Origin of the sequence: Pseudomonas abieticivorans, assembly GCF_023509015.1 — a bacterium.
Classification (GTDB): domain Bacteria; phylum Pseudomonadota; class Gammaproteobacteria; order Pseudomonadales; family Pseudomonadaceae; genus Aquipseudomonas; species Aquipseudomonas abieticivorans.
Window position 1 is genome coordinate 1,876,463 of the sequence record NZ_CP094975.1, and the last position, 16,990, is coordinate 1,893,452.

Annotated in this window: 13 protein-coding genes and 1 pseudogene; 9 read left to right on the forward strand and 5 right to left on the reverse strand. The window is 62.2% G+C overall.

Going from position 1 to position 16,990, the window contains the following annotated elements; genetic code table 11:
- Nucleotides 1-19 precede the first annotated feature (19 nt).
- From L9B60_RS08470 to L9B60_RS08490, 5 genes are all read right to left on the reverse strand, one after another.
- Nucleotides 20-874, reverse strand: a complete 855-nt coding sequence (locus L9B60_RS08470; RefSeq protein WP_249678044.1) for an alpha/beta hydrolase — start codon at nucleotides 872-874, stop codon at nucleotides 20-22.
- A 4-nt stretch (nucleotides 875-878) separates the two neighbouring features.
- Nucleotides 879-2,792 carry an arginine decarboxylase gene (gene speA / locus L9B60_RS08475; RefSeq protein WP_249678045.1) on the reverse strand — a complete coding sequence of 638 codons (1,914 nt, stop codon included), beginning with the start codon at nucleotides 2,790-2,792 and terminating at the stop codon, nucleotides 879-881.
- 142 nt (nucleotides 2,793-2,934) lie between these two features.
- On the reverse strand, nucleotides 2,935-3,306 hold the full coding sequence (locus L9B60_RS08480) for a translation initiation factor Sui1 (protein WP_249678046.1): 372 nt from the start codon (nucleotides 3,304-3,306) through the stop codon (nucleotides 2,935-2,937).
- Between the two features lie 322 nt (nucleotides 3,307-3,628).
- Nucleotides 3,629-4,168, reverse strand: coding sequence for an NUDIX hydrolase (locus tag L9B60_RS08485; RefSeq protein ID WP_249678047.1), 540 nt, complete (start codon nucleotides 4,166-4,168; stop codon nucleotides 3,629-3,631).
- Nucleotides 4,168-5,241 (reverse strand): DUF2333 family protein, encoded by a 1,074-nt coding sequence (locus tag L9B60_RS08490; RefSeq protein ID WP_249678048.1) that lies wholly within the window; start codon nucleotides 5,239-5,241, stop codon nucleotides 4,168-4,170. The genes L9B60_RS08485 and L9B60_RS08490 overlap by 1 nt, the downstream gene beginning before the upstream one ends.
- Before the next feature lie 303 nt (nucleotides 5,242-5,544).
- On the opposite strand from L9B60_RS08490, the pseudogene L9B60_RS08495 reads away from it, so the two are divergent.
- The 9 genes and pseudogenes from L9B60_RS08495 (at nucleotide 5,545) to purH (ending at nucleotide 16,878) form a co-directional block, all read left to right on the forward strand.
- A pseudogene (locus tag L9B60_RS08495) lies at nucleotides 5,545-7,156 on the forward strand (diguanylate cyclase).
- Nucleotides 7,157-7,249: 93 nt separating this feature from the next.
- On the forward strand, nucleotides 7,250-9,034 hold the full coding sequence (locus tag L9B60_RS08500) for a protein-disulfide reductase DsbD (RefSeq protein ID WP_249678049.1): 1,785 nt from the start codon (nucleotides 7,250-7,252) through the stop codon (nucleotides 9,032-9,034).
- Nucleotides 9,035-9,464: 430 nt separating this feature from the next.
- Nucleotides 9,465-9,923, forward strand: coding sequence for an acetyl-CoA carboxylase biotin carboxyl carrier protein (accB, locus tag L9B60_RS08505; protein ID WP_249678050.1), 459 nt, complete (start codon nucleotides 9,465-9,467; stop codon nucleotides 9,921-9,923).
- Nucleotides 9,924-9,940: 17 nt separating this feature from the next.
- Nucleotides 9,941-11,302 (forward strand): acetyl-CoA carboxylase biotin carboxylase subunit, encoded by a 1,362-nt coding sequence (accC, locus tag L9B60_RS08510; RefSeq protein ID WP_249678051.1) that lies wholly within the window; start codon nucleotides 9,941-9,943, stop codon nucleotides 11,300-11,302.
- Between the two features lie 187 nt (nucleotides 11,303-11,489).
- Nucleotides 11,490-12,368, forward strand: coding sequence for a 50S ribosomal protein L11 methyltransferase (prmA, locus tag L9B60_RS08515; protein ID WP_249678052.1), 879 nt, complete (start codon nucleotides 11,490-11,492; stop codon nucleotides 12,366-12,368).
- A 40-nt stretch (nucleotides 12,369-12,408) separates the two neighbouring features.
- The gene (locus tag L9B60_RS08520; RefSeq protein ID WP_249678053.1) at nucleotides 12,409-13,650 is read left to right on the forward strand and encodes a DUF3426 domain-containing protein; all 1,242 of its coding nucleotides are present in this window, start codon (nucleotides 12,409-12,411) and stop codon (nucleotides 13,648-13,650) included.
- Between the two features lie 208 nt (nucleotides 13,651-13,858).
- Nucleotides 13,859-14,872 (forward strand): tRNA dihydrouridine synthase DusB, encoded by a 1,014-nt coding sequence (dusB, locus tag L9B60_RS08525; RefSeq protein WP_249678054.1) that lies wholly within the window; start codon nucleotides 13,859-13,861, stop codon nucleotides 14,870-14,872.
- Nucleotides 14,869-15,189: a DNA-binding transcriptional regulator Fis gene (gene fis / locus L9B60_RS08530; protein ID WP_008368706.1), complete on the forward strand. Its 321-nt coding sequence runs from the start codon at nucleotides 14,869-14,871 to the stop codon at nucleotides 15,187-15,189. Before dusB ends, fis begins: the two co-directional genes overlap by 4 nt.
- An 81-nt stretch (nucleotides 15,190-15,270) precedes the next feature.
- Entirely contained in the window at nucleotides 15,271-16,878 is a 1,608-nt protein-coding gene (gene purH / locus L9B60_RS08535) for a bifunctional phosphoribosylaminoimidazolecarboxamide formyltransferase/IMP cyclohydrolase (protein ID WP_249678055.1), read from the forward strand.
- The last annotated feature ends 112 nt before the right edge of the window (nucleotides 16,879-16,990 follow it).

Consider the following 16,990-nt stretch of genomic DNA (forward strand, 5'->3'; position numbering starts at 1 on the left):
ATAAATCCGCGAAGGCCTTTCACTGCGTCGACTGAATAAACCCGGTCACGTCTTCGATCACCGGCGCTAACCACTTCAACGGCTTGGACAAGGTTGCCACCAGCGTCTGGTGGTTGGTGCGCGAATAGTAGAACTCCTCCACCGGCACCCCATTGTCGCGCAGCTTCTGCGCCAGCCCCGCCGTATTGCGCTGCGGGTTGACCAAATTGTCGCTGCTTGAAGCAATCAGCAGCGCAGGTGGCGCGCCCTTCGCGACGTGATTGATGGGCTGCGAGTCTGGCGGCGAGTTGGGGAAGAAGAACACTGGTTTCACATCCTTGTTCTCGATCGGCAGAAAGTCGTAGGGGCCGGCCAGGCCGATCCAGCCACGGATGTCGCTGGGCGCCAGGCCCACGGCATTCAGCAGGCGCGGGTCGAGCGCCAGCATCGAGGCGTTGTAGGCCCCCGAACTGTGCCCCATCAGAAACAGCCGATGCGCGTCGCCGCCGTACTGGCCGATGTGCCGATGGGTCCAGGCCACGGCCTTGGCGCCATCCTCGAGGAAGGACGGGTAGCGCACCTGTGGGTAAAGCCGGTAATCGGCCACCACGGCGATGATGCCGCGCGAGGCCAGTGCCTCACCCACAAAGCGGTAGTCGCCGCGGTCGCCGCTGTTCCAACTGCCCCCATAGAAAAAAACCACCACCGGCGTCGCCGGCAGTGGTTTTAGGGGCAGGTACACATCCAGCTTTTGCCGGGGGTCATCGCCGTAGGCAACGCCCTCGACCCGCTTGAAGGTGTCCTTGGGCGTCAGGTCATCGATGATGCGCAAGGGCGAGCAGGCTGCCAGGGCTGCCAGCAGCAGCCCCGTGAATACAGCCAGCGCGGCCCTCACTGCGTCACGACGACAGGTACGAGGAACGGGTCAGGCCCAGGCGCAACGCGTCCAGGTACTGAGTGCGTTCACGTACGCTGATCTTGGCGCTGGCCACCTTGTCGCGGTAGTGAGTCATCAACTCCTCGGGCGACAGGTGCACGTAGCGCAGCATGTCCTCGATGGTGTCATGGGTCTCGATACCGGCGTGGTACACGCTGCCGTCCGGGTTCTGGTAGATGTTCACCGAGTCGGTGTCACCGAACAGGTTGTGCATGTCACCGAGGATTTCCTGGTAGGCGCCCACCAGGAAGATGCCCAGCAGGTAGTCCTCGCCCTCGTTGACCGAGTGCACCGGCAAGCTGGTCTCGATGCTCTGCTCGTCGACGTACTGCTTGATCTTGCCGTCGGAGTCGCAGGTCAGGTCTTGCAGCACGGCGCGGCGCAAAGGCTCTTCGTCCAGGCGATGCAGCGGCAAGATCGGCAATACCTGGCCGATGGCCCAGGTGTCGGGCAGGCTCTGGAACACCGAGAAGTTGCAGATGTACTTGTCGGCCAACTTGTCGTTGAGTTCGTCCAGCACCACGCGGTGCGAGCGCTGACGCGCCTTCAGCGAGTTGTGCAGGCGGCGGCACACGGCGAAGTAGCACTGTTCGGCCAAGGCCTTTTGCGCCAGGGTGATCTTGCCGTCGGCGTACTGGGTGGCCACGTCGCTCATGTAGTGCGTGGCGCGCCAGTAGGTTTCGGTGACCATCTCGATGTCGGTCGGGCCCAGCAGGTCGACCAGCCATTGCACGGTTTCGGGCAGGCTTTCCTTATCGTCGATTTCCGGCACTTCGTCGTTGTGTTTCTCGACGTCGGTCACCTGCACCACCAGCATGGCGTGGTGGGCGGTCAGCGAGCGGCCGCTTTCCGAGAAGATGTGCGGGTGCGGCAGGCCCTGCGCGTCGCAGAACTCCTTGAGCATGCCCACCACCACGCCGGCGTAGTCGTCCATGTCGTAGTTGATGGAGCTGGCGTTACGCGAGTGAGTACCGTCGTAGTCCACGCCCAGGCCACCGCCCACGTCGATGTGATCGACTGGCAGGCCCAGTGCACGCAGCTCGCCGTAGTAACGGATGGCTTCTTTGAAGCCGTGCTGGTAGTCGGCCAGGTTGGCGATCTGCGAACCCATGTGAAAGTGCAGCAGGCGGATGCCCTGGTCCAGGCCGGCAGCACGGAAGCGCTCGACCACCGAGATCAGTTGCGCGGCCGACAGGCCAAACTTGGACTTCTCGCCACCGGTGTCGGCCCACTTGCTCGACGCCAGGGACGACAGACGCACGCGCAGGCCCACTTGCGGCTTGACCTTAAGCTCAGCGGCCTCTTCGATCACCAGCGCCACTTCGGACTCTTTCTCGATCACGATGAACACGTTGTGGCCCAGCTTCTGGCCGATCAGGGCCAGGCGGATGAACTCACGGTCCTTGTAACCGTTGCACACGATGGTGCCGCCTTTGGGTGCCAGGGCCAGCACCGCCAACAGCTCGGGCTTGGAACCGGCTTCAAGGCCAATCGAGACGTTTTGCGTGGCGATGATGTTCTCGACCACCGCTTCCTGCTGGTTGACCTTGATCGGGTACAGCGCGGTGTACTCGCTCTGGTACTCCAGGCGCGCGATATTGGCGTCGAAGGCGCCGGTCAACTGGCGCACGCGGTCTTGCAGGATATCGGGGAAACGCACCAGCAACGGCAGCGACAGACCGCTCTTGCGCAGCTCGTCGACCTGCTCGTACAGGTCGATGGGCGAACTGCCCGGGCCGTTCGGACGCACTTCCACGCGCCCGGCCTCGTTGATCGCGAAGTAACCGGCCCCCCAATGGCGAATCCCGTAGACACCGCGGCTGTCCGCTACTGTCCATTGGCTGCCATCGTCTTTGCGTGTACGTCTTACGGACATCGAAGTCCCCTATAGAAAAGTCAGAAACCACCGGCCATGCGGGTTGGCGCAGTGTAAAGAATGAAGATGACGGTTATCGGCATGTGCAGGGTAGACCCTGTGGGCCGCGCCAAGTTTAAAAACGAAGGTGGGGCGGCCTGAATCAGCCGCCGGACTTCTTCGCCTTGAAACCCTGCTTGACCAGTTCTGCCAAGAGCAGCTCGACGTGGTCGCCCTGGATCTCGATGACACCGTCCTTGAGCGCGCCCCCCGTGCCACATCGGCGCTTGAGGGTAGCGGCCAGGTCCTTGAGCGCGTCCAGCGCCAGCGGCACGCCGCTGACGGTGGTCACGGTCTTGCCGCCACGGCCTTTGCTTTCGCGGCGCACACGGGCGATCCCGTCACCTTCGGGGATGACGGTCTGCTTGCAGGTGCAGGCATCTATGGGTTGACGACAGTCCGGACAATGCCGACCTGTATCGGTGGAAAACACCAGGCCGCCGAGAGCGGCGAAGGATGCGGCTTTTTTGGCCACCGGCAATCCTCTTCGGAGGACGAAAAAACTGATCGGTACAGGCACTGGAAACCAGCCATCGACCGACCGCGAAGCCCCACTCAGGCAGGGGCAGCGCTACTGAAGCCCGCACGCGGGTTTCAGCTTGAAAAGGTCGCGCAGTGTAACGGCAAATGCGCCGCTTGCTAAGTGCCAAAACGCGCCATTTATCGAAGCATTTGCGACCCCGCGGCGCTTGCCGTCATGTAGGAGCGGATTTATCCGCGAAAACACCGCCGCCGATCCATCAGGCATACCGTGGTGTTCTTTTCGCGGATCAATCCGCTCCTACAGAGGTTTGCCGTCAGGCGGGTTTAGCTACAAAGCGTTGCAGGGCAGCCAGGGAGTCGGGGCAATAGGGCTTAGTCTGGCTCTCGGCCAAGGCATCGGCCAGGGGCAGGAACCTGGCCTCCATCACTTCTTCTGGCTGCAACTTCAACGGCCCGTCCCACACGGCCGAAAACACTCCGCACCAAAGCCGATTGCCCGGCTGGTCGAAAAAGAAGTGCTCGTGGGCGGTCAGTTCAACCCCGGCCACGCCCAACTCCTCTTCCAGCTCGCGCGCAGCCGACTCGGCAAAGCTTTCGCCGGCCTGCACCATGCCGCCTGCGGCAACGTCCCAGTAACCGGGGTAGATCGCCTTGCTCAAGGTGCGGCGATGCACGCACAACTCACCCGCGCTATTGAATAGAAGTATGTAGGTGCCGCGGCCGATCAACCCGCGCTCACGCAATTCGGCGCGCGGCAGTGCCCCCAGCGGGCTGTCGTGCTCGTCGACCCAGGCAATCAGCTCGGCATCGGAGGCGGCGCGGTGCGCGGCCTCCAGCGGTGAGATAGTGACCATCAGCCTTGCGACAGCAGTTGGCGAAGGTCGATGACTGCCGCATTGGCCCGGGAAATGTAGTTGGCCATGACCAGCGAGTGGTTGGCCAGTATGCCGAAACCGCTGCCATTGAGGATCATCGGGCTCCACACCGGCTCTTGCGAAGCCTCCAGTTCACGGATGATCTGGCGCACGCTGACGGTGGCGTTTTTCTTGGCCAACACGTCGGCGAAGTCCACTTCAATGGCGCGCAGCAAGTGCGACAGCGCCCAGGCCTGGCCACGTGCCTCGTAGAACACGTTGTCGATCTGCATCCATGGGGTTTCGACGATTTCTTCGTCCACCTGCGGTGCCTGGCCCGGTGCAACCGTTTCAGTCTTCAAGGTGCTGTTGAGCTTGACCCGGCCAACACTGGCCGACAAACGCTGGGACAACGAACCCAGGCGCGTGGCGACATCGCCCAGCCAGTTGTTCAGGTTGTCGGCGCGGGCATAGAACAAGGCGCCACTCTGGTTTGGATCAGACAGGCGAGTCTGGTAGCGGCTCAGGGCGTTGATGCCTTCCTGGAACTCCGACTCGCTGGACGGCAGGATCCAGCTCTTGTTGTCGAAGTTGAACTTGGGCTCAGCTTTCGCCAAATCCGCGTCTTCGGCCGATTGCGACTGCGAACGGGCAAAGTCCTTGCGCAGTGCCCGGCTCAAGTCGCGAACCTGCACCAGCACGCCGTATTCCCAGCTGGGCATGTTGTCCATCCACAGGCCTGGCGGAAAGCGGTCGTTGGAAATATAGCCACCGGGCTTGTGCAACAGGGTGCCGGCTACGGTTTTCAAGGTTTCAACGGTGGTGTAGCCCACCACCATCTTGTGGCCTTCGTGTTCCGCGGCGGCCTGGGCGTTCTGCTGCACCGGGAACAGCGACGGCTCTTCGCTCCAATACCAGCCCAGCAGGATGGTCACCACCAGGTAAAGGCCTATCACGGCCAGCACGGCACGGCTGGCCAGTACGCCACCTAAGTAACCGCGGGTGGCGGTCCCTTTGCTGTCGACACGCTCGCGCGCCTCGCCTTTGCCTGTGCGGTTCTTCCAGTCCAGCATGGCTATGTCCTTTCAAATCACTGAGTTCTAGGGTTCGACCGCAAGCCCCATCCATCGTGCCAGCTGCTGTCATTTTTACCGCAGGCGTTGGCACCGGGTTTGTCGATCCTGGCCTGCACTATAAATCAAGCGGGGCGCTTCGCATAAGCGACTACCTAGTCATTAAATGAATACAAGAAAGCAGCAGTTAATTGACGTCAGGTACTCGTTTAGTCGAAAAGAGGTGCTAGCATAGAGCCATTACTCAACCCAAGCCTTTCCCTTATCCAAGGCCTCAGCCACTCCCTTATTAGTAGTCAGGACATGACCGAGCCAGAAGACCCCAGCCGTGAGCGCCTCAAGCACCACTTTGCCCAGCGGGTCATCCACCAGGCACGCCATATCCTGGAAATCTGGCAGCGGTTGCAGCGGTGCGAATGGTCGGCCACCGACATGGCCGACCTCAACGAGGCTAACCTGCGCCTGCTACGTTTTGCCGAACGCTTCGAACAGCACGAGCACACTACCCTGGCCCGCAGCATCAACCAGGCCATGCTGGCGATCGACGACAACCGCGGGCGCCTGAGCAGCGAATTGATCAGTGAGCTCAACCGCCTGATGCATCGCCTGTCGCGCACCGGCCTGCGCCATGGTGACCAACTCGACCAGACGTTGCTGCCGCCACCGCACAAGCCCATCTACGTGATGCTGCAGGACGTGGAGCGGGCCGAGCGCCTGGCCACCCAACTGGAATTCTTCGGCCTGGTGGCCCAGGCGCAACCGAGCGTGGCCGCTTTTCGCTCCTCGATGGAAGAAATGCACCCGGCCGCCATCGTGATGGATGTCGATTTTGGCGGCTGCGGTGCCGGCCTGAGCCTGGCCGCGCAACTGCAGGAGGGCCTGGCGCCAAAGTTGCCGTTGCTGTTCTTCAGCTTGCACGAAACCGATACCCCCACCCGCCTGGCCGCCGTGCGCGCCGGCGGGCAAGAGTTCCTGACCGGCACCCTGGAGGCCTCGAGCCTTTTGGAAAAAATCGAGATTCTGACCTGCGTGGCCCAGTACGAGCCGTTCAAGGTATTGATCATCGACGACTCGCGGGCCCAGGCCATGCACACCGAACGCCTGCTCAACAGCGCCGGCATCGTGACCCGCACCTTGATCGACCCGATCCAGGCGATGGCCGAGCTGGCCGATTTCCAGCCGGACCTGATCATCCTCGACATGTACATGCCCGCCTGCACCGGCACCGAACTGGCCAAGGTGATCCGCCACAACGACCGCTACGTCAGCGTGCTCGATCATTTACCTGTCGGCCGAGGACGACCTGGACAAGCAACTCGACGCTATGAGCGAGGGTGGCGACGACTTCCTGACCAAGCCGATCCGTTCGCGCCACCTGATCACCACGGTGCGCAACCGCGCGGCCCGGGCGCGCAACCTCAAGTCACGGATGGTGCGCGACAGCCTGACCGGGCTCTACAACCACACGCACATCCTGCAACTGCTGGAAGACTGCAGCTTCCGCGCCCGCCGCGAAGACAAGCCGCTGAGCTTCGCCATGCTTGATATCGACCATTTCAAAAAGGTCAACGACAGCCACGGCCACCCCATGGGCGACCGGGTGATCAAGAGCCTGGCGCTGTTCCTCAAGCAGCGCCTGCGCAAGACCGACTTCATTGGCCGTTATGGCGGCGAAGAATTTGCCATCGTGATGCCGGACACCGACATCCATGCCGCCCGCGTCGTACTCGACGAGATCCGCCAGCGCTTTGCCGAGATCCATTATCCGGCGCAGCCACAAGACCTGTGCTGCACCTTCAGTGCCGGGGTGGTGCAACTGCGCGAGGACAGCGATAGCCTGAACATGGCCGCACAGGCGGACGAGGCGCTGTACAGGGCCAAGGGCTTGGGCCGCAACCGCATTCAGGTTGCCTGACAGCTACCCGCCTGTAGACGCGGATTTATCCGCGCCTACAGGCGTTCGTCATCGTACGTTATGATGCGCGCACATCTGTTCCGCGAGATTGCCATGCGCCGCCTGCTTTGCCTCCTGTTACTGGTCTGCACCCTGCCTGCCCTGGGCGCCAGCCTGCTCGACAGCCGCCCCAGCGCCACCCTGGGCAGCGCGCTGAACAACAGCAGCGACTTTTTGCCCGTGCACCAGGCGTTTCAACTCAGCGTGCAACAAGCCACCGCCGAAGCCATCACGCTGCAGTTCGTGGCCACCGAAGGCTATTACCTGTACCGCCATCGCTTCCAGTTCAAGGCAGAACCGAGCGATGTGAAACTGGGCGTGCCACAGCTGCCCGCCGGCGAAAAAAAGCACGACGAGTACTTTGGCGACGTCGAGGTGTACCACGGCATCCTCGAAGTGACGATCCCCCGCCCCGCTGGCGACAACCGCGCCTTCACCCTGGCCGTCACCTATCAAGGCTGCGCCGACAAGGGCCTGTGCTACCCACCGGAAACCGAACGCCTGCAGATCGATGGCCAAGGCGGCGCGACGACGGCAACGGCGCCGGCTACCCAGGCCAAAGGCTGGACCTGGCACGAGTTGGCATTGTTTTTCCTGGCCGGCATCGGGCTGACGTTCACCCCTTGCGTGCTGCCGATGCTGCCCATTTTGTCGGGCGTGGTGTTGCGCGGCCAGGTCGGTGGCCTGCGCGGTTTCAGCCTGTCGTTGGCCTATGTGTTGCCAATGGCGGCCTGCTTCGCCCTGCTCGGCGCATTGATGGGCATGTTTGGCGCCGAACTGAACCTGCAGGCACGCCTGCAATCGGTGTGGGTGCTGGTGCCGTTCTCGCTGTTTTTCGCGGTGTTTGCCCTGGCCATGTTCGGCCTGTTCGAGCTGAAACTGCCGCAGGCCATCAGCACGCGGCTGGACAAGGTCGCTGGCAATACCCAAGGCGGCTCGCTGTGGGGCGCCGCAGTACTGGGGGTGGTGTCCAGCCTGCTGGTGTCACCCTGCGTATCGGCGCCGCTGGCCGGTGCCTTGCTGTACATCAGTGCCAGCGGTGATGCCGTGGGCGGTGCGTTGAAACTGTTCGTGCTGGGCCTGGGCATGGGCGCGCCGTTGCTGCTGGTCGCAACCGGTGGCGCCACGTGGCTGCCCAAGAGCGGCCCTTGGCTGGTGACGGTCAAGAACGCCATTGGCGTGCTGCTGCTGGGCTTGGCCATCGGCTTGCTGAGCCGCGTACTGCCAGGCCCGGTGACGCTGTTGCTGGTTGGCCTGCTGGCAGCCGGCACCGGGGTGTTCCTCGGTGCGCTGGAGTTTGGCGCCAAGGCGACGCGGCAACGGCTGGCGCAAGTGGTCGGGTTGTTTTTGCTGTTTTACGGCATGGCGTGCTGGTACGGCGCGCTCAGCGGCCAAAGCGACCCGTTCAAACCGATCGGCAGCCCCCCCGCCGCTGTCCCCAGCGCCTCGCAACCGGCCAGTGGCAGCGCCTGGCAAACCATCACCAGCGCCACGCAACTGGACCAGGCGCTGGCCGACGCCAAGGCCGCCAATGCACCCCTGTTGCTGGACTGGTACGCCGACTGGTGTATCAGCTGCAAGGTCATCGAGCACCAAGTGCTCACCGACCCCAAGGTCAAGGCGCTGCTGGGCAACTATCGCCTGGTGCGGTTCGACATGACCGAAAGCAACGCCCAGCAGCGCGCCCTGCTCGACCGCTACAAGCTGTTCGGGCCACCCGCCTTGCAGTTTTTTGCCGGTAACGGCAGTGAAATCACCTCGGCCAAGGTGATCGGCGAGATAAACGCCGTGGATTTCGCGGCGAAAATTGCAGGCGCGAACCGCGAACAGGGTCTATAACGTCGAAGGTCGTCGAAAAACTGCAGGACGATGACCGAACGCCGCATATTAGTCACAATTTTCCCGCGAACATCTGTCATCGTGCTGGCTATTGCGCTTAACTGGACAGTCACCAACGCTTTGCGGCATAGTCACCGCGGCTTGGCCGAAGAGATGTCCTTCGAGGAGGCGAAATGAGGATGATCCTGCAGAATTTATCCACCGTTTCGCTGCAAGACGTGACGCATTGCCAGTGGTGAGCATCCCACTCTTCGAAACGCTTTTGCCCTACACGGCAATTGCAGAAATTTCCGCCATCGCTTTTACGCGCAGTGACTGCCGTGAAGGTGATCTGCGGCCCTGGCGCCGGCGCATCGCGACTGGCCTTGAGGGCCGCCAAAACAGTTTGAACATACCACGCCCCTGACCGACCCTTGGGAGTTGCTGATTAATGGATATTCGTAAAGTCAAGAAACTGATCGAGCTGCTGGAAGAATCCGGCATCGACGAGCTGGAAATCAAAGAAGGCGAAGAATCCGTACGGATCAGCCGCAACAGCAAGACCCCGGCGCCGCAGTACTACGCCCAGGCACCCATGGCCGCTCCAGTTGCCGCGCCAGTCGCTGCCCCTGCCGCCACTGCCGCCGTCGAAGCGCCTGCCGCACCGAAGCTCAACGGCACCGTTGCCCGTTCGCCAATGGTCGGTACCTTCTACCGCAAGTCCTCCCCTGCTTCGCCAGCCTTCGTAGAAGTCGGCCAAACCGTGAAGAAGGGCGACACCCTGTGCATCGTTGAAGCGATGAAGATGATGAACCACATCGAAGCTGAAACCAGCGGTGTGATTGAATCCATCCTCGTTGAAGACGGTCAGCCGGTTGAGTACGACCAGCCGCTGTTCACCATCGTTTGAACCGCGGAGAGCCAACGATGTTGAAACCTGCGAAATTGGAAAAAGTCCTGATTGCCAACCGCGGCGAAATCGCCCTGCGGATCCTGCGTGCCTGCAAGGAAATGGGCATCAAGACTGTTGCCGTCTACTCCAAGGCCGACAAGGAGCTGATGCACCTGGGCCTGGCAGACGAATCCGTTTGCATCGGTCCGGCACCGGCTGCGCAATCCTACCTGCACATCCCGGCCATCATTGCGGCCGCCGAAGTGACAGGCGCCACCGCCATTCACCCTGGCTACGGCTTCCTGGCTGAAAACGCCGACTTCGCTGAACAAGTGGAGAAATCCGGCTTCGCGTTCATTGGCCCGAAAGCCGACACCATTCGCCTGATGGGCGACAAGGTATCGGCCAAGCACGCCATGATCGCCGCCGGCGTACCGACCGTTCCAGGTTCCGATGGCCCGTTGCCTGAAGACGAAGCCGAAGCCCTGCGCATCGGCCGTGAAGTCGGTTACCCGGTGATCATCAAGGCCGCTGGCGGCGGCGGTGGTCGCGGCATGCGCGTGGTGCACAAGGAGGAAGACCTGATTTCCTCCGCCAAGCTGACCCGTACCGAAGCCGGTGCTGCGTTCGGCAACCCGATGGTTTACCTGGAGAAGTTCCTGACCAACCCACGCCACGTGGAAGTTCAGGTACTGTCCGACGGCCAGGGCCATGCCGTGCACCTAGGCGACCGCGACTGCTCGCTGCAGCGCCGTCACCAGAAAGTACTGGAAGAAGCACCGGCACCGGGCATCGACGAAGTAGCCCGCCAGCAGGTGTTTGCTCGCTGCGTGAAGGCGTGCATCGACATCGGTTACCGCGGCGCCGGCACCTTCGAGTTCCTCTACGAAAACGGTGCGTTCTATTTCATCGAAATGAACACCCGCGTTCAGGTAGAGCACCCGGTTTCGGAAATGGTCACCGGTATCGACATCGTCAAGGAGATGCTCAGCATCGCCGCTGGCAACCCACTGTCGTTCACCCAGGATGACGTGGTCATCCGCGGTCACGCGCTGGAATGCCGGATCAACGCTGAAGATCCGAAGAAGTTCATCCCGAGCCCCGGCACCGTCAAGCATTTCCACGCCCCAGGCGGCAACGGCGTTCGCGTCGACTCGCACCTGTACAGTGGCTATGCCGTTCCGCCGAACTACGATTCGTTGATTGGCAAGCTGATCACCTACGGCAAGGATCGCGACGAAGCCCTGGCACGCATGCGCAATGCCCTGGACGAGATCGTGGTAGACGGGATCAAGACCAACATCCCGCTGCACCGCGACCTGGTTCGTGATGCAGGCTTCTGCAAAGGTGGTGTGAACATTCACTACCTGGAGCACAAGTTGGCTGCACAGGAGTAATTTCCTGGGTGGTTAAAAAATACCCCGGTCCTGCACCGGGGTATTTTTTTTGCCTGCCGCAAAGCGCACCCTGTCACCAAGAAGCCGCGCGGACAGGCAATACATAGTTAAGGCGCCCAGGGAGCTTTTACCCGGCAGCTCTAGTAAACTGCCCGACTTTCGCTCTAGCTTCCGAAAGGTACCCGCCATGCCCTGGCTACAAGTCCGTCTGGCCATCAGCCCAGAACAAGCCGAAACCTACGAAGACGCCCTGCTGGAAGTCGGCGCTGTTTCGGTTACTTTCATGGACGCCGAAGACCAGCCGATTTTCGAGCCGGAACTCAACACCACCCCGTTGTGGTCGAACACCCACTTGCTGGCGCTGTTCGAGGACGGCACCGAGCCTACCAGCGTGCTCGCGCACCTGGAGTTGCTGACCGGCAGCCCACTGCCCGAGCACCACAGCGAAGTGATCGAAGACCAGGACTGGGAACGCAGTTGGATGGACAACTTCCACCCGATGCGCTTCGGCCAGCGCCTGTGGATCGTGCCAAGCTGGCACGCCGCCCCTGAGCCTGAGGCGGTCAACCTGCTGCTGGACCCGGGCCTGGCGTTCGGCACCGGCACCCACCCCACCACCGCGCTGTGCCTGGAATGGCTGGACGGCCAGGACCTCAAAGGCCAGCACGTGCTGGACTTCGGCTGCGGCTCGGGCATCCTGGCCATCGCCGCCCTGCTGCTGGGCGCCGAGGACGCCGTGGGCACCGATATCGACGTGCAGGCCCTGGAAGCTTCCCGCGACAACGCCGGGCGCAATGGCGTCGCCGATGACAAGTTCACGCTGTACCTGCCTGAAGACATGCCGCAGGTGCAGGCCGACGTATTGGTAGCCAACATTCTGGCCGGCCCGCTGGTCTCGCTGGCTGCGCAACTGTCCACCCTGGTCAAGCCAGGCGGTTTGCTGGCGCTGTCCGGCATCCTTGCCGAGCAAGGCGAAGAGGTGGCCGCGGCCTACGCCAAGGACTTCGACCTGGACCCGATCGCCAACCGCGACGGCTGGGTACGCATCAGTGGTCGCCGCCGCTAAGAGCGCCTAGAATGGTCGCCTGCACACTCCGGATCCGCGCATGACCGACAGTTTCGTCACCCAGTGCCCTCATTGCCAAACCAGCTTTCGCGTCAGCCACACACAATTGAGTGTGGCCCGCGGGGTGGTGCGTTGTGGCGCCTGCCTGCAGGTGTTCAATGCCGCACGCCAGTTGCTGGAGCAAAGCGCGCGGGACAATGCCACAGCCCTGCCCGCCAGCGAAGCGGTCGAGCCGCCGCGCCCGGCCGCCATCAGCCAGCGCGAATGGAAAGCTGCGGAGCTGGACCTCGACCAATTGGACCTGGACGGCGAACTGGCACGCCTGGAGCAACGCGAGATTCAACCGGCCAAGCTGTTCGGCCATGATCACGCCCCGCGTGAAGAATCGCTGAGCGCCAGCCGTGACGATGACCCACACGGCGACAGCGCACGCTGGCCAGACAGCCTGTTCAGCAACGACGGCGAGGTGCAGGAACACGACGAGCACCTGGAACCGCCGATCATCGAGCGCGAGCCGCCACTGGATACCGAACCCGCCCGTCACGAGCGCACCGAGCCATCGCTGTCGATGAACCTCGATGCACTCGACGAGCCTACCCACCCGGGCGCCCATGACGACCACGACGTGCACATCGACAAGCGTGAACGCCTGTCGGCGGCCGAACTGGATGACGACGAAGACGAATTCCTACCGGTTGCCAAGGGCCATGCGGCGCGCCACGAGCCGGGCTTGCGCGATGACGGCCTGCTTGACCTGGTCGACGACCCGCTGCAACTGGCCTGGCAAAAGCAAAAAACCCCATGGGGCCGCAAGCTGCTCTGGTTGTTGCTGACGCTGGTGGCCGCCCTGGCATTGGCCGGCCAATACGTGTGGTATCACTTCGACGAGCTGGCGCGCCAGGACCAATATCGCCCATGGTTCCAGCAGGCGTGCCCGGTATTGGGCTGCAAGGTGCCGTCCAAGGTGGATATCGACCGCATCAAAAGCAGCAACCTGGTGGTGCGTAGCCACCCGGATTTCAACGGCGCGCTGGTGGTGGATGCGATCATCTACAACCGTGCGTCGTTTTCCCAACCCTTCCCGCTGCTGGAACTGCGCTTCGCCGACCTCAACGGCCACCTGATCGCCAGTCGTCGGTTCAAACCCGGCGAATACCTGAGCGGCGAGCTTGCCGGCAAGGCCGAGATGCCACCGCAGACGCCGATCCATATCGCCCTGGACATCCTGGACCCGGGCTCCAAGGCCGTGAACTACAGCCTCAGCTTTCGCTCGCCGGAATAACCAAGGCCCCGCTTTTTGGGACCGAACCGTCAGGCATAAGCAAATAGTTGTTCAGATTTTATCCAATTCGACCTTTATCCGGTCATCGAGAGCGGGTATTATGCCATCCCTTTTTCGAACTCTAGGCTGCGTGTGAAAAGGCGCCAAGCGGTAGCCTGGCACTTTGCGCGTGCAGCTGATTGATCCGGCCCCACAGCAGGGATGACCCATGTCGGCGGTACGCATCGGCCCTTATACATTGCAGAACGGTTTGATCCTTGCCCCGATGGCAGGGGTCACCGACCAGCCCTTCCGTCAGCTTTGCCGACGGCTGGGCGCAGGTTTGGTGGTGTCCGAAATGGTGACGGCCGACCAGAGCCTGTGGAACAGCCGCAAGTCGCGCCTGCGCATGCTGCACGAAGGTGATCCCGAGCCACGCTCGGTACAGATCGCCGGTGGCGATGCGCAGATGCTGGCCGCTGCCGCCCGGGCCAATGTGGAGATGGGGGCGCAGATCATCGATATCAACATGGGCTGCCCGGCAAAGAAGGTTTGCAACAAGGCCGCCGGCTCCGCCCTGTTGAAGGATGAAGCCCTGGTTCACGAGATCCTGCATGCCGTGGTTGCGGCTGTCGAGGTGCCAGTCACCTTGAAAATCCGCACCGGCTGGGATCGCGAGAACAAGAATGGCATCACCGTTGCAAAGATTGCCGAGCAGGCAGGCATTACCGCGCTGGCCGTCCACGGCCGCACCCGGGCCGACCTGTACACCGGCGACGCCGAATACGACACCATCGCCGCCATCAAGCAGGCCGTGTCGATCCCGGTGTTCGCCAATGGCGACATCGTTTCACCGCAAAAGGCCCGGCACGTGCTGCAAGCGACCGGTGCCGACGGCTTGTTGATTGGCCGGGCTGCCCAGGGGCGGCCATGGATCTTTCGCGAGATAGAGCATTACCTGCGCACCGGCGAAACCTTGCCGGCCCCGCAATTGAGTGAAGTGGAACAGATTCTGCTGGAACACCTGGCTGCGCTGCACGCCTTCTACGGCGATGTAATGGGCGTGCGAATCGCCCGCAAGCATGTCGGGTGGTACCTGGCCACCTTGCCGGGCGCCAAGGAGTTTCGCGCCCAGTTCAATCGTTTGGAAGATACGGAAGCGCAGTGCGCCAACGTTCGCCAGTTCCTCAGCGAATGTTATGAGAGCCCTGTGAAAGGGGACGGACAGGGGGTGGCCGCATGACGATGATGACCGAGACTTTAGTGAGTGGAACAACGCCCGTGAGCGACAACGTCAATTTGAAACAGCACCTGAACACGCCCAGCGAAGAAGGCCAGACCCTTCGCGGGAGTGTCGAGAAGGCGCTGCACAATTATTTCGCCCATCTTGAGGGCGCTGCCGTCACGGACGTGTACAACCTGGTGCTCTCGGAAGTCGAGGCCCCGTTGCTCGAAAGCGTGATGAACTACGTCAAGGGCAACCAGACCAAGGCCAGCGAGATGCTGGGCCTGAATCGCGGCACCTTGCGCAAGAAGCTCAAGCAATACGATCTGCTGTAAGCATGCATTCAAACCAGAGAAGGCGACCCACCACCGGGGTCGCCTTTTTTGCTGACTCCTCTGCTTTAGACGGAAATTGAAATGACCGACCAGACTACCCGCCTGCCGATCCGCCGCGCTTTGATCAGCGTTTCCGACAAGACCGGTATCCTTGAATTCGCCCGTGAACTCGAAGCCCTGGGCGTCGAGATCCTGTCCACTGGCGGCACCTTCAAGTTGCTGCAGGACAACGGCGTGGCCGCGGTGGAAGTCGCCGACTACACCGGGTTCGCAGAAATGATGGACGGCCGGGTCAAAACCCTGCACCCGAAAATCCACGGCGGCATCCTGGGCCGTCGCGGCATCGACGACGCCATCATGAGCGAGCACGGCATCAAGCCGATCGACCTGGTAGCGGTCAACCTCTATCCGTTTGAAGCCACCATCTCCAAGCCAGGTTGCGACCTGCCCACCGCCATCGAGAACATCGACATCGGCGGCCCGACCATGGTGCGTTCGGCAGCCAAGAACCACAAAGACGTGGCCATCGTGGTCAATGCCAGCGACTACGGCCAAGTGCTGGAAAGCCTGAAAGCCGGTGGCCTGACCTACGCCCAGCGTTTCGACCTGATGCTCAAGGCGTTCGAGCACACCGCCGCTTACGACGGCATGATCGCCAACTACATGGGCACTGTTAACCAGGCTGCCGAGACGCTGAGCACAGAAGGCCGCAGCGAATTCCCGCGCACCTTCAACAGCCAGTTCGTCAAGGCCCAGGAAATGCGCTACGGCGAGAACCCGCACCAGAGCGCGGCGTTCTACGTGGAAGCCAAGCCTGCCGAAGTCGGCATCGCCACCGCTACCCAATTGCAGGGCAAAGAGCTTTCGTACAACAACGTGGCCGACACCGACGCCGCGCTGGAATGCGTGAAAAGCTTCGTCAAGCCGGCCTGCGTGATCGTCAAGCACGCCAACCCGTGCGGCGTGGCCGTATGCCCGGACGCCGAAGGCGGCATCCGCCAGGCCTACGAACTGGCCTACGCCACTGACACCGAATCGGCATTCGGCGGCATCATTGCCTTCAACCGCGAACTGGACGCCGAGACTGCCAAGGCCATCGTCGAGCGCCAGTTCGTCGAAGTGATCATCGCCCCGAGCGTGAGCGCCCAAGCCCGCGCCATCGTGGCAGCCAAGGCCAACGTGCGCCTGCTGGCCTGTGGCGAGTGGTCGGCCGACCGCGCCGCTGCCTGGGACTACAAGCGCGTCAACGGTGGCCTGCTGGTGCAGAGCCGTGACATCGGCATGATCAGCGCCGACGACCTGAAAGTAGTGACCCAGCGCGCACCGACCGAGCAAGAGATCCACGACCTGATCTTCGCCTGGAAAGTGGCCAAGTACGTCAAGTCCAACGCCATCGTCTACGCCAAGAACCGCCAGACCATCGGTGTCGGCGCCGGCCAGATGAGCCGCGTGAACTCGGCGCGCATCGCCGCCATCAAGGCTGAACATGCCGGCTTGCAGGTACAAGGCTCGGTCATGGCATCGGACGCGTTCTTCCCATTCCGTGACGGCCTGGACAACGCGGCCAAGGCCGGCATCACCGCGGTGATCCAGCCGGGTGGTTCGATGCGCGACAACGAAGTCATCGCTGCTGCCGACGAAGCCGGCATCGCCATGGTCTTTACCGGCATGCGCCATTTCCGCCACTGATCGTGGGGCGGTAAGCTTTAAGCTGCAAGCTGCAAGTAACAGCGGGCCGGTATCGCTCTTGCTTGCCGCGGCAGCTCCATTATTCAGAGCCGCAAGCTGCCACTGAGCGCTG

What these genes read in the sequence shown, in the direction of transcription:
- accC (WP_249678051.1), top strand. Translation starts at nt 9,941, where the DNA reads ATGTTGAAACCTGCGAAATTGGAAAAAGTCCTGATTGCCAACCGCGGC.
- prmA (WP_249678052.1), top strand. Translation starts at nt 11,490, where the DNA reads ATGCCCTGGCTACAAGTCCGTCTGGCCATCAGCCCAGAACAAGCCGAA.
- L9B60_RS08520 (WP_249678053.1), top strand. Translation starts at nt 12,409, where the DNA reads ATGACCGACAGTTTCGTCACCCAGTGCCCTCATTGCCAAACCAGCTTT.
- fis (WP_008368706.1), top strand. Translation starts at nt 14,869, where the DNA reads ATGACGATGATGACCGAGACTTTAGTGAGTGGAACAACGCCCGTGAGC.
- dusB (WP_249678054.1), top strand. Translation starts at nt 13,859, where the DNA reads ATGTCGGCGGTACGCATCGGCCCTTATACATTGCAGAACGGTTTGATC.
- purH (WP_249678055.1), top strand. Translation starts at nt 15,271, where the DNA reads ATGACCGACCAGACTACCCGCCTGCCGATCCGCCGCGCTTTGATCAGC.
- L9B60_RS08490 (WP_249678048.1), bottom strand. Translation starts at nt 5,241, where the DNA reads ATGCTGGACTGGAAGAACCGCACAGGCAAAGGCGAGGCGCGCGAGCGT.
- speA (WP_249678045.1), bottom strand. Translation starts at nt 2,792, where the DNA reads ATGTCCGTAAGACGTACACGCAAAGACGATGGCAGCCAATGGACAGTA.
- accB (WP_249678050.1), top strand. Translation starts at nt 9,465, where the DNA reads ATGGATATTCGTAAAGTCAAGAAACTGATCGAGCTGCTGGAAGAATCC.
- L9B60_RS08500 (WP_249678049.1), top strand. Translation starts at nt 7,250, where the DNA reads ATGCGCCGCCTGCTTTGCCTCCTGTTACTGGTCTGCACCCTGCCTGCC.
- L9B60_RS08485 (WP_249678047.1), bottom strand. Translation starts at nt 4,168, where the DNA reads ATGGTCACTATCTCACCGCTGGAGGCCGCGCACCGCGCCGCCTCCGAT.